Source organism: Kouleothrix sp. 19917 (assembly GCF_057073505.1).
In genome coordinates, this window is the sequence record NZ_CP097100.1 from 49,414 (window position 1) to 69,358 (window position 19,945).

11 protein-coding genes are annotated in these 19,945 nt (G+C 68.0%); 10 read left to right on the forward strand and 1 reads right to left on the reverse strand.

Translation table 11 applies throughout. From position 1 onward, the window contains the following. Window positions 1–560 precede the first annotated feature (560 nt). Entirely contained in the window at window positions 561–725 is a 165-nt protein-coding gene (locus M1P90_RS34995) for a hypothetical protein (RefSeq protein ID WP_483705564.1), read from the reverse strand. A 112-nt stretch (window positions 726–837) separates the two neighbouring features. On the opposite strand from M1P90_RS34995, the gene M1P90_RS35000 reads away from it, so the two are divergent. The 10 genes from M1P90_RS35000 to M1P90_RS35045 all read left to right on the forward strand — a co-directional run bounded on the left by M1P90_RS35000 (window position 838) and on the right by M1P90_RS35045 (window position 19,944). Next, window positions 838–2,070, forward strand: a complete 1,233-nt coding sequence (locus M1P90_RS35000; protein WP_483705566.1) for a hypothetical protein — start codon at window positions 838–840, stop codon at window positions 2,068–2,070. Continuing rightward, window positions 2,067–3,440, forward strand: a complete 1,374-nt coding sequence (locus M1P90_RS35005; RefSeq protein ID WP_483705568.1) for a C40 family peptidase — start codon at window positions 2,067–2,069, stop codon at window positions 3,438–3,440. The genes M1P90_RS35000 and M1P90_RS35005 overlap by 4 nt, the downstream gene beginning before the upstream one ends. Next, the gene (locus M1P90_RS35010) at window positions 3,437–4,045 is read left to right on the forward strand and encodes a hypothetical protein (RefSeq protein WP_483705570.1); all 609 of its coding nucleotides are present in this window, start codon (window positions 3,437–3,439) and stop codon (window positions 4,043–4,045) included. Before M1P90_RS35005 ends, M1P90_RS35010 begins: the two co-directional genes overlap by 4 nt. Continuing rightward, a complete protein-coding gene (locus tag M1P90_RS35015) occupies window positions 4,042–7,575 on the forward strand; it encodes a hypothetical protein (protein ID WP_483705572.1) in 3,534 nt (1,177 codons plus the stop codon). The genes M1P90_RS35010 and M1P90_RS35015 overlap by 4 nt, the downstream gene beginning before the upstream one ends. Beyond that, window positions 7,572–9,608, forward strand: coding sequence for a hypothetical protein (locus M1P90_RS35020; protein ID WP_483705574.1), 2,037 nt, complete (start codon window positions 7,572–7,574; stop codon window positions 9,606–9,608). The genes M1P90_RS35015 and M1P90_RS35020 overlap by 4 nt, the downstream gene beginning before the upstream one ends. Beyond that, window positions 9,605–11,131 (forward strand): hypothetical protein, encoded by a 1,527-nt coding sequence (locus tag M1P90_RS35025; protein ID WP_483705576.1) that lies wholly within the window; start codon window positions 9,605–9,607, stop codon window positions 11,129–11,131. The genes M1P90_RS35020 and M1P90_RS35025 overlap by 4 nt, the downstream gene beginning before the upstream one ends. A gap of 301 nt (window positions 11,132–11,432) precedes the next feature. Then, complete coding sequence (locus M1P90_RS35030; protein WP_483705578.1) at window positions 11,433–11,819, forward strand: hypothetical protein; 387 nt, start codon at window positions 11,433–11,435, stop codon at window positions 11,817–11,819. 279 nt (window positions 11,820–12,098) lie between these two features. Beyond that, window positions 12,099–12,509: a hypothetical protein gene (locus M1P90_RS35035; RefSeq protein ID WP_483705580.1), complete on the forward strand. Its 411-nt coding sequence runs from the start codon at window positions 12,099–12,101 to the stop codon at window positions 12,507–12,509. Window positions 12,510–12,527: 18 nt separating this feature from the next. Further along, the gene (locus tag M1P90_RS35040; RefSeq protein WP_483705582.1) at window positions 12,528–14,867 is read left to right on the forward strand and encodes a VirB4 family type IV secretion system protein; all 2,340 of its coding nucleotides are present in this window, start codon (window positions 12,528–12,530) and stop codon (window positions 14,865–14,867) included. A 43-nt stretch (window positions 14,868–14,910) separates the two neighbouring features. Continuing rightward, on the forward strand, window positions 14,911–19,944 hold the full coding sequence (locus M1P90_RS35045) for a hypothetical protein (protein WP_483705584.1): 5,034 nt from the start codon (window positions 14,911–14,913) through the stop codon (window positions 19,942–19,944). Window position 19,945 lies beyond the last annotated feature (1 nt).

Below are 19,945 nucleotides of genomic sequence, written 5' to 3' on the forward strand. Positions count from 1 at the left end.
CTATCAAAAATGCGCCGGAGGGCTGCCGACGGTACCGCGGCAGATGAATGGCGCGTGCGCCGCGAGGAGCTGGTCGCCTCGATGATCGCCGCCCTCACCCACCTCGGCCAGAGCTTGGCCGCCACCGACGCCACCTCCCTGCGCGCGTAATCCCCCGTGAACGCCTGCCTACGCCGCTCCACCTACCAATTCTCACGGCGTTGAACTGATTCCAACTATAACGATCGCCCAGCATCCCCCAAGAGTACCGCCTGCGACTAGGACGGGGGGGCGCAAAAGTGGCACAGTCGCGGCGATACAAACCCCTTTTTAACTGCTACTCTGAGTCCAGGTCACCTGTGGGCCGAATTATTGCAGCTCGCCCTATGACATGGGCCTCGAAACGATTGTGGTATGCGCCGTCCGTCGATCATCTTCATCATTCCGCTGCTGTTGGCAGGACTGCTCGCCGCATGCCAGGCCCCTTTGACAGTGGATCAGCAGCGCGCAACCGCCGTTAGTGGCGGTTGCTGGCCGTATGGCTATGATCAGCCGGCGCCAACCCGCACGCCGTACGTTCGCTACGGCACGGCGACACCGTCGCCGACCGGCGTCGCGTACCCGACTTGCACACCCGCGCCGCTCACCCCAACCGTTACGCCCAAGCCCACGGTGACACTCACGCCGCGCCCGCCGCGCACGCCCGTTCCGGCGTCTGTGGTCGGCGGCCCGGCTGAAGTCGGCAATCAGGCCGGCAGCGCATGGTTTCGCACCCTGGCGATCCATCCCGTTCGCCACACCGTCGCGGTGGCCTGGATCGCCAACGGGTCGACGTTTGACGACTCGAAGGACGGCCAGGTGTGGGTCAGAGTCCAGCGCGCCGATGGCACCTGGAACCCGCTCCAGACGGTCAACACCGGGTTTATCGGCAAGGCCCCCTATGCGGGTCTGGCGACGACGATCGGGTATGATGGCACGGTCTACGTCGTGTACGGCATGGGGCGCTCGGATGACCGGCAGGTGCAGTTCGTCGAGAGCCACGACGATGGGTTGACCTGGTCGCTGCCAGCGGCGCTGGATGGCGTCGACGCCGATGCCGCCCCACCGGAGGAGTTTCCGGGCGGCGCGCCGACGGCGACCCCTACCCCCGGCCCAAGTCCAACCGCCGACCCGGCCGCGACTGCCACGCCCGAGCCCGCCGACGATTCCGCGACCGATGTCAGCGGCGAGTCGCAGAGCGGCGCCGTGATCGCGCTCGCAGCCGATCCGAACGGCGGCCTGCATCTGCTCTACCGCCTGGGCGGCGTCGCCGGCAAGCAGATTGGCTACGCATACCGCGCGCCAAACGAGACCTTCTGGCGTATGACTACCCCAGCAGGTGGCGGTATGCACTACCGCGGCGCGCTGGGCCTGCTGCCGCAGGACGACGGGCGCGTCAAGCGCTTTGTGGCTATCCAGACCGACAATGCGATCACGCTCTACACCAGCCTGGACGGCCTCGCGTGGAACCGGTCGGCGCTGCCGGTGGCGCAATATCTCTCGCCCGAAACCATCTTCACCATGACCATGGTCGTAGCCCCGCGCGGCCCCGGCCTGGTCGCCCTCACCTGGGGGCAGTACGCGCGTGGCGGCGTGTTCGCGGCCGTGAGCCTCGACGGCGGCGTCACGTGGGGCCAGGAGGAGCGTATTGCGCAGCACAACATGAACGGGCGCGCGTTCGAGAACCAGGGCGAGGGCAGCCCTCGCGCAGGCTTCGACCCGTGGGTGGTGTACGACGCGGTCACCGACCAGCTCGCGGTGAGCTGGACCGAGATGGATGGCGGGCGCAAGCCGCGCACCTTCACCACCATGTACGCTATTCGCGCGCTGGCCGATGTGACCGTTCCCCTGTGGCGCTACGGCGTCAGCCCGGAGACGGTCGATACCGAGCGCCCGCCGACGCTTGGCCCGGTCGGGTTTCGGTCGCGCCTCTATGGGACGCCGGACGGCCGCGCGCACGTTTTGTTGGGCGTGGACCCGCAAAATTCCCAGCAACGTGTCTATGTGCAGCCGCTGGTCTTGCCGGGACTGCTCAAGGATGCTGAATCGTGATCCGCCGCGCCGCTGTTCGTGAGAAAGCTGTGACATCGCACTATTCCGCCTTCGCCAACCTACGCAGCTCGCGCAACCGCCGCCTGCTCGTGGTGCTGGCGCTGCTCCCCGTGCTGCTGCTGCTGCTGGCGTGCGGCGCGGGCGGCACATTTGTCCGCGACGCCAACGGGACGCCCATTGCGCTGGCCTCCATGAGCGACATCCCGCGCTGGGCGTGCCCGACCGCGACTCCACTGCCGCCGATCGAGGTCGAGGACGGCACTGAGAACAACGATCTCGGCACGCCGGTACCGAAGTATCGGGAGACCGACCCGTACGAACGCGAGTACGGCATTGGAAACCGCCCACCGCCGCGGCCCACGCCTTACACCAAAGGCTCGGGCTTTCAGTCGCAGACCGCCTTTTTTATCGGCCAGATCGTCAACTGGCGGTCGATGGACGTGCGGGTCGACGTCGCCGGCTCGGACACCACCGGGCTGGATGCGGGCGAGCGGCTGTACCGGATTCGCCTGGAGTGGCGCAACTACGGGGGGTCGTTCCCGTTTACGCCCATGCGCCAGCTCGTCCTGACGGCGATCAGCCGCGGCGATGGGCGGCTGACGGGCGGCGAGTGGCGCTACAGCGATCGGGCCGCCCAGCTCGCCGGCATTGATCCCGCGACGCTGGCGCAGGCGCTGCCGCCGGGCGCCACGATCCAGGAGATCCCGATCATCGCGCCTGACGGGAATGTCGGCTCGATCGACATCCAGCTCGACCAGCCCGGCGCCAGCAGCGCCAACGGCCTGCGGCTGCACTTTACGCCGGGGCGCGCGCCCGAGTGCGGCTTTGACGGCACCTGGGCAGCGGTCTACTCCTCCTCGCCGCGCCAGTTCAGCGGTGTGGCGGCCCCGCCCGGCGCTGACGCGATTGTAGCGACGGCCCTGAAGTATGTGGGCGTCCAATATTGCTGGGGCGGCAAAGGCTTCTCGCCGTGCAACGGCTACGGCGGTGGGCCGACGCAGGTCACGCCGGCCTGCGCGAGCTACCCCTGCTTCGACTGCTCGGGCCTCACCTGGTTTGTCTACAAGGAAAATAATCTGCCGATCGGGCAGGGCACGGCCAACCAGAAGAACTACGCGCCGGTGCAGGTCAGTGATATTCGACCCGGCGATCTCATGCTGTTCAGCGCCATTAACGCGCAGAACAGCGGCGCGCGCATCACCCACGTCGGGCTCTACGCCGGCGATCTCGACGGCGATGGCAAAGGCGACATGATCCATGCCGCCAACTACCCGACCGGGGTGGTGATAACGAAGAACGTGCTCGGCAACCCGTATTACCTATCGCATCTTGTGGTCGTGACCCGGCCGCCGCGGGGAGGTGGTCTATGAGACGGATGAGTGTACTGATACTCGTGCTGCCGCTTCTGGCGGCGCTGCTCGCCCCGCGTCCCGCGGCCGCGTGCGGCACCACGGTGCTGGAAGTCGGCGTGCGCGACCTGAACGACAAGCCGGTTCCCGCCGTCGCCTTCGACATCGACGTCGACGGCGCGCAGCGCACGATGGCGACGGACGCCAACGGCCTGCTGACCCTGTCCTGTGTGGATGCCAAGTCCGTGCGGATCGTCGCCGCGCGCACCGCCGCCGGGCAGTCCATGACGATGGATGAGAACACGCCCGGCGGCGGCTTGACGATCCCGCTCACCGAGGGACAGACGGCACATCTGCCGCTGCGCCTGACCGGCACGCTGCTGTTTGTCGAGCCGGTCGCCGAGGGTGGGCAGTCGGCAGTCTTCAGTGCCACACCCACCGCGGCGCCGTCGAGCGCAGCACCATTGGGCGCCTCCGCGCCTGTCATAGCCAGCACCCCGCCAATCCCGACGTCGAGCAGGCCATCCTGGTTCTGGTGGGTTGTCGTGCTCGTCCTGGGCGTTCCCGCGGCAATCGGCGCCCTGCTGTGGCTGCGGGGCGTGGCCGCGCGGCGGAGGGCTCGATGAAGCGGCTGTATGCCAGCCTGATCATACGCGCCGCAGGGCTGGTCGTCCTGTTCGGCCTGCTGTACGTGGCGCTGTTCCCGCACCGCGCGTCGGCCTGCGATACGTTTGATGTCGGGTGCCCGGTCGATGTCGGCATCTACTCACTGATCGTGGGGGTCAGCGAGGCGCTGTGGGCGTGGAACCGCTCCATGCTCTACCTCGCGCGCCTGATCGAAGGGCTGCGAGTGTGGCTGATCAGCGACGTGCTCGGGACAGCGCTCGACGCGACGATCGCGGGCATGAAATTCCCCTTCTGGATGGCGGTCGGTATCGCCTGGATCATGTTTACCGTCAGCTTCCTGCTCCAGGCGGTGGTGCGGCTGGATTGGGTCGACCTGCGCAAGGGTATCCGCAATGCCATTTTGGCGGTCATTCTGTTCCAGGTCGGCAGCCAGGCGATGGCGGGCATGGAGCAGATCCGCATCATGGTCGGCCAGGGCTTCCAATCGATCGGCGCGACCAGCGTGGGTAATGCAACGACCCAGCTCGGCTTCTATGTCGGCAGCGCATCCTCGCGTGGCGACACGATCGAGCAGCCGCACTCGATCTACGATGGGGCCGATACATGCCCGGGCGTCGACCTGACGCGCACCAATACGCAGTCGATGTTCATGAACGATTATCTGGCGAACTTTCTGTTCGCGGATGCCCATGACATTCACTGCCCGAGCGGAGCCGGTCCGGCACTGCCGGACAATTTCGTCAACACCTTCCAGATCGATACCAATCAGATCAGCAACGAGGACGCGGACGCACGGGCGCGCCGGACCATCCTCGCGCGTATGGGGCTGTCCCGCCAGGCGCAGGCAGTGCTGCCCACCGTCGGCGCGGTGCTGGAGCAGGTGATGCACCTGACTTTCGCGCTGGCGCTGGCGTCGCTCTGGTTCGGGCTGGTCATCTCGATGATGTTCTCGCTGTTCCTGCCGACCGAGGGCATGTTCAAGGCCCAGATCGACGGCATGCTGGCGACGCTCAAAGCCTCGTGGCTGGCCACGTTCTGGGTTGGGATCGGCCTGTCCCTGGTTGCGATGGCAGCAGCGACCGGCAACGCGCTGGCGGTCAACGGCATCAGCATCGGCATGTTCGTCGTATACATCTTCCAGATTCGCGGTGCGATACTGACGCTGCGCGCGGCGATGGTTTCCACGTCCGCGACCCTGGGCCAGGCGCCCGCCGCGGTCGGCGGGCTGGCGCGCGGGTTTGGGAATCTGGCAAAAGATGGCGCGATCATCGGCGCGGCGGCGGCAACCGGCAATACTGGGGAGCTGGTCGAGGCCGGCCTCCAGCAGATGCGCCGCCGGCTCGCGTTCAGCACCAGCGGCAACCTGATCGCCCAGGCCGGCGAGCGGCTGCTGTTGAACAAGGCCATGGGACCGGTCGAGCGCTGGGTGCAGGACGAGAAGGACGCGCGCGCGATCGGAGCCCGCGAGGACGAGGCGACGTGGTATGAGCAACGCCTGAAGACCCCTAACCTCACAGACGACGAGAAAGGCCGGGCGCTGCGCCGCACGGACGAGATCGACACCGAGATCGAGAATCGGCAGGCAGCATCTACCAAACGCAACATCCAGCAGGCGCGCGACCGTGGCTCCTGGGACAAGGCCGACAAACTACAGAAGGAAGTCGACGAGCAGGAAATCAGCCGCCTGGAGCGCAAGATCGACGAGGCCCAAAAGAGCGGCGATCCGAAACAGATGGCGGCCATCCCGAAGCTCCAGGAGCGGATCGATTTCCTGCGCGGCGTGCCCTCCGCGGCCGTCGAGGCGGCCAACGGCACGGTCGGCGCGTCGGCCGTGAGCAGCCAGCGCTCTGCGCCGCCGGCGATCGGCCTCCAGGAGGTCGACATCAGCCGCGCGGCGAGCGGCCAGCTTTCCGTCAACGGCCACGCCATCGCGAGCGCCCAGCTCAGCACCGATGGCCACCGCGTGACGCTGTCGGCCGGCAACCGCGCGATCGACATCAGCCGCGACGATGCGGCCGCCGCCAACGGCCTGGAGGTAGGAAAGGTGCTGACCGTCCCGGCGAACGTGCGCGACCCGAACGGGGATAGCGAGGTGGCGCCGAGCACGGCCGATGATGACAGACGTATCGAGCTGACCCAGCGTATTCAGGAGGCGCAGCGCCAGGAGCGCGGGCTGATGGAGCAGCGCGACACGGCCTTCCAGGAGCACCGCTTCGCCGACGCGCGCAAGCTGAGCGAGCAGATCAATGCCCTGCGGGCCCAGATGGTCACCGATCGCAAGACACTGGCAAGCATCGATCGCGCGGGCGGCGCGGCGATTCGGATTTCGGCCCCAGCTCCTGCCGCGACCAGCGCGGTCTCGCTCTCACCCAGCGCGGCCACCTCCGACGACCTGGCCTTTGTGCCGCCGCCCGGCGCTGAACAACTCGCGGCGAGCAGCGGATTAACGCCCGAGGAGCGCTACCAGTCCGATCTGCGCGGCTGGCAATCTTATGTCGAGCAGAGCAGCGCGCGGCTGGCGGCGCTTCAGCAGCAGCAGCTTCGCGATGGCGGCGATGCGGCGGCGGCGCAGGCGCTCGAACAGCAGATCGCGCAGGCGCAGAACTATATGCAGCGGAGCCAGGCACAGTACAACCGGATCGCCGCTCAGCCGCCCGCTGGCGTGACGCCAGCCCCGCAGATCGTGGTCGGAACGCCGGGTATGGTGCCGGCGCAACCAGCGACGGCTCAGCCGGTTATGGTCCAGGCGCCATCTGGTGAGGCCGCCGCCGCGACGGCCACCGTCGCGCCCGCCGCCACGGCGGTGACAAGCCAGCCAGTGGCCGCGGCCCCGAGCGGGCAGCCAGTGATGGTGCAAGCGCAACCAGCGACGGCTCAGCCGGCGATGGTGCAGGCGCAACCAGTGGCCGCGGCCCCGAGCGGGCAGCCGGTGATGGTGCAAGCGCAACCAGCGGCCGCGGCCCCGAGCGGGCAGCCAGTGATGGTGCAGGCGCAACCAGCGACGGCCCAGCCGGCGATGGTGCAGGCGCAACCAGCGACGGCCCAGCCGGTCGCAGCGCCCACGCCGGTGGCTCAGCCTGCTACTCCGCCGGTCGCGCCGGCGGTTCAGCCGGCCGCGCCACCTTCGGCGGCTTCGGCGCAACCGGTGATGGTTCAGGCGCCTGTGCCGCCAGTCACGCCGCCCTCGGCAACGCCCGCAGCCGCGGTTCAGGCTCCAGCGGCCGCGCAGCCCACACCAGGTGCCGGCCAGCGTGTGGTTCCGGCGGTGGACCCACAACCGGTTACGCCCGCCGGGCCGCTGCATCCGTCGATGGTGCCGCCGCATGCGCGGTCGGCAGAGCGCCCGGTTCCACCGGCCGAGACGCCAGCTCGCCCGCTCAATCCGTCAATGGTTCCCCCAGGGTTAGGGGGATCAGAACAGACATCGTCCCCCGCGACAGGCACGTCGCGGATCATAAAAGCACGACCATGGAAGAATCGGGATCGACGCCGTAACGGCCCCCGTGGTGGCTCTGGAGGTACATCGTGATTCGCATTCGTTTACGCCTGGCGCTGCTCGGGATTGTCGCCGCCGTTATCCTCGGGGCAGTGTCCGCGCCTTTCCTGTACGCGTCATTCACCGCCAGCGCCGGATCGGCGCTGGCGCAGACAGCGGCGACTGACACGCCGACGCCGTCGCCGACCGCGACGACAGCCCCGACGCAGACGCCGATCATCTGGACGGCGACACCTATACCGGCGACACAGACGCCGATCATCTGGACCGCCACGCCGGTTCCAGCGACGGCCACCAGCGCGCCGACTGCGACGCCGCTGCCGCCGGGCTACGTCCCGGACGCGTGCCATCCCAACCACACGCTTCACCAGCCCTGCGCGCTCTCAACCGAGACGGACGTCGCAAATTTGAACTTTGTCAACGGCAGCACGGATGTCTATAGCTTTCTGCTCAAGGGCGGCCGCCAATACCGCATCAGCGCGGCGGTCACCACCGAAGGCATCGACCCGTCGATGACCGTCTACCTGGCCGGGGCGACCGAGCAGCCGGTCGGACAGAACGACGATGTGACTATCGGCGATCCGTCGGCGGTGGTGACGGTGACGGTAGATGCTGACGCCTGGTATCTGGTCCAGGTCGTCAACAAGGCCCCTGGGGACGTACGCGGCAAGACCTACACAATGAGCGCGCGCAGCATTGGAGCAAACAGCGCGACGAACGTCTCCACACCCTCGGGCGCCGGCTCGGCGTCCACCGCAACCGAGGATGATGTGATCGGCAATGCCTACGATGTCGCGCACGCCGCGCGGATCGTCTGGGCCGCGCCCTATGATATGTCGATGATCTGCCCGGACCAGCGCCCGGGCGCGTGCTACGCCGGCCGGCATACCTTCCTGCTGGTCAACGTCAAGGCCGGTATCCCACTGGCCGCGCTGACCTACGATCTGGGCGCCGGCGTCGACACCGTTTTAACCTTATATAAACCAGATCCCACCCAGACCCAGGAGTCGCCGGGCGTCCTGCCCGGCTGGCGCGCGATCGCCGCGAACGATGATTTCGTCGCGGGCCAGACGCTGCGCAGCCAGGTCCGCGTGACCCCGGACTGGAATGGCGATCTCCTGATCGTCGTCGCGCCGTCGTCGCGCCAGGATCTCCCGCCCGCCCCCGCGGACAGCCGGCCCGGCCGTTACCGCCTGATCGTCGGACCTCCTGAGATGAAGGCAGTTGCCGCGGTCATGGCCGCGCAGGGCGATATGCCCTCGCCAACACCGGCACCGGAGGGCGGCGAGCCCGCTGGTGGGGGTGGGGCCGCAGCCGCCCCGACGGCCGCGCCCGCCGCAGCCGCTGCGCCCGCTGCGTCCGGCGCGCCTGAGTCGTCGGTGACCGGCATTGCCGAGCTGACCCAAAAAACCGACCTGTATGGTGCGGTGCCGCCGCAGCCCAGCGACAAGCTGACCAGCTACGAGGCTGGTACCAAAGTCAAATTGCTCGGCCAGAGTTTCCGTGGCTGGGTCAAGGTACAACCCGAAGGCGCAGTGATGCTCGGCTGGATGTGGGGGCCGTCGCTCAAAGCGGTTGAGGTCGCCGGCGGCTTGAATACGCCGGCCGGTCCGACTCCCACCGGGACCGGTCCTGTAAACAGTGGGGCCGCGACCAGCGCGACGCCAGCGGCGAACGCCGGCAGCGGGAACGACCCAACAGCGGTTCCCGGCAACCGCGCGGCGACGATCGAACAGCTCGATCCCGAACCGCTGGCTGCGGACACGCCGGAACGTCCGGTCGCGCGGGCCCTGCGGATCGAGCTATGCACCGCGGTTCCGAAGGATCAGCGCGCGTGCGGAACCCCGCTCGCCTCGCTGCGCGTCGAGATCCGCCTGGCAGCGACGCTGGCGGTCCAGGTTCAGGGTGTGACCGATGCCGAGGGCAAGGTGACCCTGTCGACGAGCGTTCCGTCGGGAACCCGGCTTGTGCTGAGTATCCCGGCGCTGGGAGTACAGACTGATATTGCGAATGACGCGACGGAACTACCGGTGCGCGTGCCCGCAACCCTGGGAGGAAGCCAATGACACGTGCAGCGGGATCACGATCCGCGACCAAGCTGGCGCAGGCGCAGATTCTGCGCGCGCTGGAGACCACCTGGCGCAACTGGCGCGCCTTCATCGCCGAGAAAAAAGATGAGCTGACGCAGCGCCAGGCCGACGAGGCCGGCATCGACGATTTGACGATGCCGCTCAACGCCACGCCGGCGATACGCAAAGCCAAGCTCAACGCTTCGACGCGCCAGGAGCTGGCGCTTATTTTGGAGCAGCGCCGTCAGGCCGCCCAGCGCGACGCCGAGGCGGCGGCCCGCCAGGCAGGCGCGACCCCGCCGGATGTCGAGCAGGTGATGGAGCGGCTCGTTCAGCGCATCGACGAGGAGCTGAACGGTCGCATCCTCGCGAACGGAAACGCGCTGGTGTGGTTCGAGGGCCAGCTCGTGGAGTTCGACTACCGCACCGTCTCGTCCGGCACGACCGACGACGATTACCTGGCGGCCAGCGGCGTTGATCCGGCGGCGGAGCGCAAGCGACGCATGGTTATCATCGGCATTGCGGCGGCGTTCTTCCTTGGCGCGGCGCTCCTGGCGATTAACGCCTTCGGCGGCGGCGAGACTGCTACGACGAGCGGCCCAACCCTCGGATCGGTCGCGGCGCAGTCCGCACCGCTCTGGGACATCCAATCCCTGGCTGTTGGCGGGGTCGGCGGCCGCGTGAGCGGCGCGGCGCTCGGATACCCGACGCTCGTGTGCCTGACCGACAAGCAGATCGACGCGCTGAAGCCAGGTGAGACGGTCGTACTGACCGGCACGACGAGCGTGCGCTCCTACATCCTGCATGACAACGCGACCGCGACGCCCCGCGACCTGATCGTCGCCAATTGTGGCCAGAAGCCGCCGAAGCTGCTGGCCAGCGCGGCATTGCAGTCGGCGGAGACGACGAAGCCCCTGCGTGAGGGGCTCATCACACAGGTGACGACGACCGGATCGGACACTGACCCGGCCAATATCCCTGCCGATCGCATGCGCGTCGATCTGACAGTGGCGCTCCCTGATGCGCCACAGGGAACCCTGGTTCTTCCCGACGGCACACGCTGGTCGCCCGCCTCCAGCACCCCAGGCGAGAAAAGCACGCAGCTTACCTACCTGGTGCCCTCGGCGACCGCATCGCAGGTGGCCGGGTGGGAAGTGAGTGGGGGGAGCGGGCTGCCCGGGCGGCTGACGCTCACCATTCCGGCGCCTGCTGCCCGCGCCGCGCTGCTGCGGCAAAACCTGACGGTGCGCGCGAGCGGCGCGGACGTATCGACGCGCAACGGCAGCTCGATCCTGACGCTCTCGCTCAGCGTCACGCTGGCGAGCGACGCGGCGCCGATCACCCTGCTTCCGAGCGACCTGGTTCTCAAGCGTGTAGGCAACGGCCGCGCGCCGGAGTGGCAGCCGCCGGCGCTGGAGCCGGGGAAAGCCGTGACCGTTCGCATCGTTATTCCGCTGCAAGACGCCGGATCATCCATGGAAGCCGCCATCGGCGCCTGGCACGCGCGGCTGCGCTGGTAAGACGATAGTACCACCTGTGAGTAGGACGGGGGGGCGCGAAAGTGGCACAGTCGCGGCGATACAAACCCGTTTTTAACTGATAAGCTGAGTGTGAGAGACACGACGCTGTGACTGTGCCGAATCGCGCATTTGTTGCTGTGCTGCGGCGCCGAGGCGCCGGCTGAGGAGTTTAGTTGATGGTATATCTTCCGCCGACCAAAGGGGCCCGCGCTCCACCAGGCGATCGCCGAAGATCCGCACTTGTCGTCATCGTAGGTTGTCCGTCGTACCAATCATCACACTACACTGGAGAAGAACACCAATGAACACCGTCGCACAAACCGTCACCAAGGCATTCGAGAATCCGCGGTTCGCGCTCGCGTTCCGCATCTGCGTGGTCATGCTGCTCGCCGGCGTGCTCACGCTCGTCAGCAACCCGGCCTTCGCCTTCGCGCAGGAGGGCGGCAGCAATCCCTTCGCCGACGCCGGCGCCCGCAGCACCGCGGTCTCGGTGCTCACCAGCCTGCGCTTCTGGGTCTGGATCGCCGCCGGCCTGGGCTTCTGCTCGTACCTCCTGGCCTACTTCGCCCAGGGGATCGTCCCGTCCTTCTTCCAGCAGTACCGCGACTATCTGCGGAACGGTGCGCTGCTGATGGTCGCCTTCGGCGTGGTGATCCAGTTCATCATCAGCCAGGCCAACGGCTCGTAGAAGGGTGCGCGTCGCGCTCGCGCGACGTTGGCGATGCGGGTCCAGGGCATTCTAGCGCCCTGGACCCGCATCGTACCGGGGCGGATCGCACACGGTGTGGAACCCGGGCGGTCCACATTCCGGGACCGCGGACCGCTTGGGCGATCCGCGACGCAGGACCCCTCCAGTCCGGGTGTATTACAGATGTAGTACAGGTGTACGACGGGCGTAGTACAGGCGTACAACACGTGTATCACACACGTACTACAGCCGGCTTGTTTGGAAAGAATCGAGAAACACATGCCATTCCAGCAGCAAGAGGACATCGGCGGCGTCGGGCAGGATCGCCAGATCTCGATCCTGACGACCGCAAATATCGGCGGCGGCGCGATCGTCGCGCTCGTTACGTGGCAGGCGAGTGGCCTGATCGGTATCACCGGTCCGTGGCTCAGCGCGCGTTGGGTGGCCCAGACCATCCTGATTGTGCTCGGCGCCGTAGCCGGGGTCGTGCTCACGACCCGTTGGGGCGGCCTATCGCTGCTGGATCGGATTCAGCTTCGCATCGGCTATCAGATGCGCCAGGTCGCCGGCGACCATATTCTGACCCCCGAAGCGCCCGCCTCGTCGCCGGACCAGCGGGGGATGCTGACGTTATATCGCGAGGGTCGCGTGGTCGCGCGCCCCTATAGCCCGTCCGCAGAGGACGTGTAAGAAAAGCGGAGAGAGACCGTGTCGGAGCCTACTATTCTTGAGGTGGTCGCATTTCCGCAGGAGATGCGGGCCGAGGTCGAGTTGCTGGACGAGCAGTGGATGCCCTTCTTTGCCCGCCTCGAAGGCCCGCTCCGTATTATCTCGCGCACCGAACGCTTTAATCTGCGCGTCCCCCAGCAGGTCATGGAGACGCGCGCCCGCCCGCTGGACGTGCGGGCAAAAGCCTTTGCCCCGCTGGCCGAGGCCGTGCGGGCCTGGGATGACGCCCGGACGCCCGCCCAGATCGACACTATTTTGGGGCAACTCTCGCCGCAGCTCGCGCGCGAGGTGCTGCTCGCGTTCGAGTCGGTCGGCGGGGTCGGGGTTGAGGCATGGCAGCGCACCATGGACAAGCTCGGCCGCCCACTCTGGCGGCGGCGCTGGCTGAAAGCCTACCGGCAGATGTATGAGATGTTGATGACCCAGGTCGCACTGCGCGGTCTCCATCACTACCTGCTGGCCTGGCTGCCCGATGGGATGCGCCCCGAGGATATGATTAACACCGTCGAGCACGTGTTCGACACCGGCGCGGCGCGCGCAGATCTTCCCGCGCTGCTGCCGGGGATGTACACCGAATACCCTGACCACCTGGCCCCGCAGGAGTCGCATCTCCCACTGTTCGCGCTGCTCACCAGCTACGACTTCAAGGGCACCTGGACGATCTCCACGCTGCACCGCATCCTGGGCTTGGATCTCGATCTGGCGCTGTCGATCGACGTCGGCGTTGTGAGCCGCACCAAGGCCGAGATGCTTGCCGACTTCACGGTCAATAACCGCATGACGCAGCTCCGCAGCGGCTCGGGCCCGCGTGACGTGCGCGCCGAGCGCCAGCTCAAGGCGGCGTATGAGCTGCAAGAGGTGCTGGACACCGAGTCCCTGCACGACGTGCGGATGGTCCTTGCCGTGCAGGGCCGCGACCTGGAGGAGCTGAACGCGAACGTGCGCAAGGTCGAGACGGCTGGTGGCGCGACCCTGAAGCTCATGCGGCCGATCGGCGGCCAGGGCCCGCTCACGAAATTCTTCGGCGCCACCCCAACCGGGCAGATCGACGCTCTCACGCGGCCGCGCCGCCAGCGCTCGATGGCGGTCACGCAGTATGTCCCGTTCGGCCTGCGCAAGCCGGATCGCACGGACGGCCTGCTCTGGATGCTCCAGGGCGACACGCCGATCATGTTCGACCCGTTCGCCGACCGGCGCGCCGCGCATGCGGTGGTGCTGGGCAAGACCGGCAGCGGCAAGACCTTTGCGATTAACTGCTGGGCCATGCGGCTCGCGGCGATGGGCTACCAGATCGTGATGTACGAGCCGCAGGGCCACTCGCGCCGCCTGATCGAGGCGTCCGGCGAGGGGCGCGGCGGGGCGCGCTACGTGCTCGATATGCGCCAGAAGGTGAATGTGCTGGACATCGTCGCGACCCGCGACGAGGCGGGCAACGCGCCGTCGATCGCCACGCAGATCGACCACGTCGTCACGCAGATCTCCGTCCTCATGGGCACCAATGTGCCGACGGCGGACGGCAAGACGGCGTTCCGGCCGCGGATCTGGGAGAGCCTGGAGCAGGGCCTGCTGGATCTCGCGCTGCAAAAGCTGTATCACGGGCTCAACCTGGAGAACCTTGAGCCGGATCACACGCCAATCGTCGCCGATCTCTGCGACGCGCTGTCTGACATTGGCAGCGACGAGGCCAAGCGCCTGGCCTACGAGATCGGGCTGCGGCTGGTGCAAGGGTCGCGCGGCGCGACCTTCAACCAGCGAACCACGATCGACTGGGACTTCACCCACGACCTCACCGCCTACGACTTCTCCGGCGTCCCGGAGGGCACGGTGCGCACCTTCTATTATGGCCAGGCGTTCGGCGCGCTCAACCGCTTCGTGCGCTCGCCGATCCGTGACCGGCGGCGCACGACCGTGGCAATCATCGACGAGTTCGCGTACATGGCACAGGTTCCGTCGCTGGCCGGCTTCGCGGCCATGGCAGCCAAGACCTGGCGCACGTTCAACGCGCATCTCTGGACCCTCGACCAGGACGCGCACACGTATCTCGGCACAGAAAACGGGAACCCCGACCCCGCGATGCTGTCGGTGTTTCTCAACGCGCCGATCAAGGCCATTCTCAAGCAGGACGCCGCGGATGCAGCCCGGCTTGGCAACAAAATCGAGGGGCTGCACGCGGCGCACGTCAATCAAATCAAGCGCCAGGGACGCGGAGAGCTGGTGCTGGTGTGGGAGGGCGACGGTGTGGGCGCCCGCCATAATGAGGTGTTCGTCGGGCGGGTCGAGCCTAACGACGCCGAACTCCGCGCCTTTGCCGGAACCTAAGCGCGCCGTCTGCTGGCCGCTGTAACACAGAGTGAGTTGTTGTATGCGCTATCGATTAACGACACTGCCGACGGTCGGCCCCGGGAAAGTGACCGAGGAGCTGGACCGCCTGCTCAAGAACGCCAAGCGATTGACGACCAGCCTGGTCGTGGTCGGGCCACCGCACAAGCGGCTCCCGATGACGGCGACGGTGCTCGAAGTCCCCGACCCGTTTGCACAGATGGCCACCCGCGTGCTGGAGGTCATCCTCGGCCCGAGCGGCCAGTTCGAGCCGCTGCTCGCGGTGACCATGCGGGACGAGTGGACAAAGCATGCGCTGCTTGTGCCGCGGAAAGGGGCGCAGCCGCTGGTCGAGTCCCTCTTCGAGGGCTGGTCGTCGGCATGTCTGCACCTGCACTGGCGTATGGGCCGCTGCGTCGGCATCATCCACTACTGCGAGGGCGATGCGGCGCGCGTGGCCGCGCTGGCCTCGCACGGCTGGAAAGCGCGCCCCGTGCCCGCGAAAGCGGTGGATGCGCTCGCCGCCGCGCGCCTGACGCCTACCTGGATGAGCCGGGTCACCCACCAGCCGTTCCTGGGCAAGCCGCTCGTCACACCTACACCGCAATCTGCACTCGCCCCGACGTCTGGAGGAAAGAGTATGATCCCAACAAGCCTCTTTAGCGAACCTCAGGAGTCGGTCTTTCAACCCGGCTCCACGGGCGGCGCGCCGCGCAAAACGGCGCCCGCGCGCCCGAGCGGCATCGGCACCGTCCTGGCGCCGAGCGGCGCTGACGGTTTCCCGCTTGGCACGACGCTCGACGGCCAGGCTGTCAAGCTCGCCTGGCACGCGCTGCTGCTGTCGGTGGTCGCGCCTGAGGACCGCCAGCGCGACCTCACACTGACGCTGATTACACGCGCGACCCAGCACGATCTGGGCCTGATCGCCGTCGTCCCGCAGTCGCTTATCAGCAGCCGCCAGCTCGCGGCCTGGTCGGCGCGTGTTCGCACGCTCGATCCGCGCAATCTGTGGGAAAGCCACGCTATTCCCTGGCATCTGATCGATCCGCTGCTGCTGCACGAGGCGCTCAGCGCCGCGGGTGTCCAGACGCCACCGTCCGCACCGCTGCCGGCAACCTTTGGCGAATTTTTGTCCAGCGTCCCGGGCGGCGATCAGTATTGCACCGAGTCGGTCCTGGCGCTGACCGCGCCCGAGGGCGACGATCTGCGCGGCGTGGTTGAGGCCGGCGGCGGCGTGCTCCTGGTCGACGATTCGACGCCAGGCGGGCGCCTGCTCGCCACGCTGCTGTTCGCGCTGCTGGCCACCGGAGCGCCGATCGACCGCCGCATGCTGATCATCCGCCCCGCGCAGGTCGGGGTGCCGGCCGCGCTGGCCCAGCGCGCGATCCAGGTCGTCTTCGGCGAGGATGCCGCGGCGCTCGGCACGCTGCGCGCGCTCAGCGATTCCTGGCGGCTGACCCATGTCGACGGCAGCCCCGCGACCGAGCTGGACGCGGATCTAGACCGGCCGCCGAGTGCCCTGGACGAGAGCAGCTACGGAACGCTCATGAATACCCTGGACGGCAAAACGGAGGAGCGATCCAGTGGCCAGGCTGACGCGCAGCCGCTGATCAGCACGCCCGCGAACGGTCTGTTGGACGATGACGGCGACGACCTGTTCGCCACGCCGTTCGCCACTTCCGCGCCGCCTGCTCAGTCCGCCCCCGCTGAAGACGATCTGTTTACCGGGTCGCTGAACCTGTCAAGCCCGTTTGGGCAGGCGGTGCCGGCGGCGGCTCGGACTCCGGGTAATGACCTGTTTGCGTTCGATAGCGCGCCCGCCGCGCCGCCAGCGCCCCAGCCCGCAGCCGACGCAGGCGCCTTCAACTCCTTCTTTGATATGTCGCTGGATGCGGATACCACGCTGGCGCCAGAGGCGCACGCAACCGATCTGGGCGGCACGACCGCTCACGATGACCTGAGCTTTGCTGCGAGCGCGCCAGTGGGCCTTGGCGACTTCGCCCCCTCCTACGGCTCGCCCGCCGCTGCTCCAGCCGCGGATGACGGAGCGTTCGGCGACATCTTTGCGCAGCCGCTCGACGGTCTTACCCCCGCGCCCTGGCAGGACGGCGCGGCCGCCGCGGACGTCACGAGCCCGGCGACCGCGTCTGGCGGCGATGATCTGGGCTTCGATATGTTCGCGACGCCGCTGGATTTTGGCGGCACGCCCGCGACCACGGCCGATGCTGCGGCGCCGGCGACCCCGTTTGGCGGGGATGATCTGGGCTTCGATATGTTCGCGACACCGCTGGATTTTGGCGGCACGCCCGCGACCGCCGCGGACGGCAATACCTCGGCGCAACCGTTTGTTTCCGGGATTGACCTCTCATCTGCCGGCAGCATCTTCCCAACGCTCAGCGCGGAGGAGCCGTGGGGCCTGGGCGCTTCATTCGATGTGCCGCCAGCCATGCCGGCCGCTGATCTCGCGCAAGAGCAGATCTGGGGCACTGGGATGGCGGGCGACAGCGCTGATGTGGGCGGCGTGTTCTACCTGCCGACCAACGCCGAGGCGGCCGCGCCTCCTGAGATGCCGGACGTGCAGATCGTTCCCGCTGACTTCCAGGGATGGCAGGCCGCGCCGGACGCGATGGCATCCTGGACCAGCGCTCCCTGGCTTGGCGTCGAGGAGACGGACACCGCCGCACGAGCGCCTGCCGCGGATACGGTCGAGCCAGCCGCAAGCGCGGCTGAGGAGGCCGCTGCGCCAGTTGAGGAGCCCGCTGCGGTGGTTGAGCCTCTGGGCGAGGGAGCGGCCGCGGAGACGGCCGCAAGCGCCAGCCAGCCGCGAGCGCCATTCCGCCACTGGACAGCGCGCCGCCACCGCCGTCTCTGGCGCCCGGCCAACCGCGCGACGATCGAGGCGAACGCCTCGTATGACGAAGCGGCGGCGGCTGAGGAGCCGGCCGAGCGCCCCGGCGAGGATGTACCGGGCGTGGATCTCACGCCTGTCGCGCCAGAGCTTGCCCTCACCACACAGCCGGGCGACGAGGACGATCTGCCACCGGACGATCTGACGCTGGCGCTGGCCCAGGGAGATCTCGATCTCACCAGCGCCCCGTCATTCGATGGGCCGGAGTTTGCGCTCCCGCCGGTCGACGCCACGATCGCGGCAACTGATGGGTCCCAGCTCTGGACTGGCGATCAGGCGCCTGCTGCGGCTGGTACTTTCCCGCCGATGGACGCCGCCGCTGAGGTCGTGGCAACTGATGGGTTCCAGCTCTGGACTGGCGATCAGGCGCCTGCTGCGGCTGGTACTTTCCCGCCGATGGACGCCGCCGCTGAGGTCGTGGCAACTGATGGGTTCCAGCTCTGGACTGGCGATCAGGCGCCTGTCGCGGCTGACGCGCTGCGGCAACCTGACGCGCAGGACAGCGAGCCGGGAACGGCTTTGGACCAGACCGGTGCCTTTGACTTCGCGTCTTTTGGCGATACGCTGCCCGTGCTGGAGCAGGACCAGCCCGCGCTCGCCCTCACGCAGGCCGCGGCGCTGCCTACGCCAGTCGACGATGAGCTAGAAACGCTGGACACGCGTCTCCCAGACTGGTTCTTGGCTTCTCTGGAGGGGGCGGGCACCGGCGATCAGGCGCCGGCCCTGCCCACCAGCCTCGATCTGCCGGGCGCATTTGCCCTGAACACCTCGGACGAGGGGCTCCTGATCTCTGGTAATGAAGTGGCCGCGAGCGATGAGGCGCCAGCCGCCGCGGCGGCAGACGCCGGCGCGCCGATGGCCGCGCCGGAGCAAACGGCCCCGGTGGATCAGCCGGCTGCCCCCACGCCGGCCGAGCAGCGCGCGCCTGTGGCGTCGCCAATTGCCCCACCGGCGTTCCCGGCGCTGTATGCGGTGATGTCGCGCGTTACGGCGCCCGCAGCCGCGCCGGCCGCCCTGGCCTTTGATGACAACGCGGTCTACGCGGCGTGGCGCGCTGGCGCGGGTATGGCCGAGCTGATCGAGCTGGTCGCGCGCGCCAACCCAACAGCGGATCGGTCGCTCATCCGGCGCGCCATCCGCGCGCTGCTGGACACGCGCACGGCGGCCGGGGCGACCCTGCCGGCGGCGCTGGTCACGCCGCTGTGGAGCACGAATACGCCGGCCGTGGCGGCATGGAGCGCTCAAGGCGCGACGCTGGACACGGCTGTGCGCGCCCCACAAACGCCGCAAACGACGCTGGATACGGCTGGGCACGCCCCACTCGCGCCTGTTTCGGCGCTGGACACGCCTGCGCACGCCCTACAAACGCCGCAAACGGTGCTTGACACGCCCACCAATGGAAGGATGCCGGCCACGGCACAGTTCACGGGCGCTAATTCCTGGACGGCAGCCATGCTGAGCGATGAAGCGGGTGTGCTGGACACGGCTGCGCACGCCCCACAGACGCCGCAAACGGCGCTGGACACGGCTGCGCACGCCCCACAGGCATCGTTTGCGACGCTGGACACGGCTGCGCACGACCCACTCACGCCTATCTCAACACCCGACATGCCTGCCGCGACGGCGCTACCCGATCGGGCACTGGAGGACACAGTTCCCCTGCTCGTGGCGAACGATACAGCGCCGCTCAGCACCCCCATGGTGTCCGCCATTACTGCGTCACCGCTGCCGGTGCTTGATCAGCACGATATGAGCGCGTTCCAAAGCCCAACTCCGGCCTCGCTCGACATGGCCACGCCGCTGCCGGACGCCGACGATCTGTTCGGCGACGAGCAGGTCTGGACGCGCTGGACGGCGGGCGAGGAGCTGACCGACATCATCCGCGCGCTGTGCGGCTACACCCGCGGCCGCGCGGCGGATGAGGCGCGCGACCGGGTGTACCGCGTCGTGGTGCCCCGCATCGTGGCGGAGCTGGACGCCGATGTGCTGGTCACGCGGCTGCTCGACGGTCGCCAGCCACTACGCTCGCAGGTCCCGCAGCTCGACGAGTTGCTCAAGCGGATGAACCGCCAGGCGGGCCCGGTGACGGGCGTCATCCGCGATAAGACGATCGCGCGTCTGATCGCATCGATGCGCGAGGCGCGGGCGTACGCCCACACCGCCGCCTAAT

Bases quoted from the DNA above. Each gene is read 5' to 3' on its own strand.
- M1P90_RS35010 (WP_483705570.1), top strand. From the start codon at position 3,437: ATGAGACGGATGAGTGTACTGATACTCGTGCTGCCGCTTCTGGCGGCG.
- M1P90_RS35015 (WP_483705572.1), top strand. From the start codon at position 4,042: ATGAAGCGGCTGTATGCCAGCCTGATCATACGCGCCGCAGGGCTGGTC.
- M1P90_RS35025 (WP_483705576.1), top strand. From the start codon at position 9,605: ATGACACGTGCAGCGGGATCACGATCCGCGACCAAGCTGGCGCAGGCG.
- M1P90_RS35030 (WP_483705578.1), top strand. From the start codon at position 11,433: ATGAACACCGTCGCACAAACCGTCACCAAGGCATTCGAGAATCCGCGG.
- M1P90_RS35035 (WP_483705580.1), top strand. From the start codon at position 12,099: ATGCCATTCCAGCAGCAAGAGGACATCGGCGGCGTCGGGCAGGATCGC.
- M1P90_RS35045 (WP_483705584.1), top strand. From the start codon at position 14,911: ATGCGCTATCGATTAACGACACTGCCGACGGTCGGCCCCGGGAAAGTG.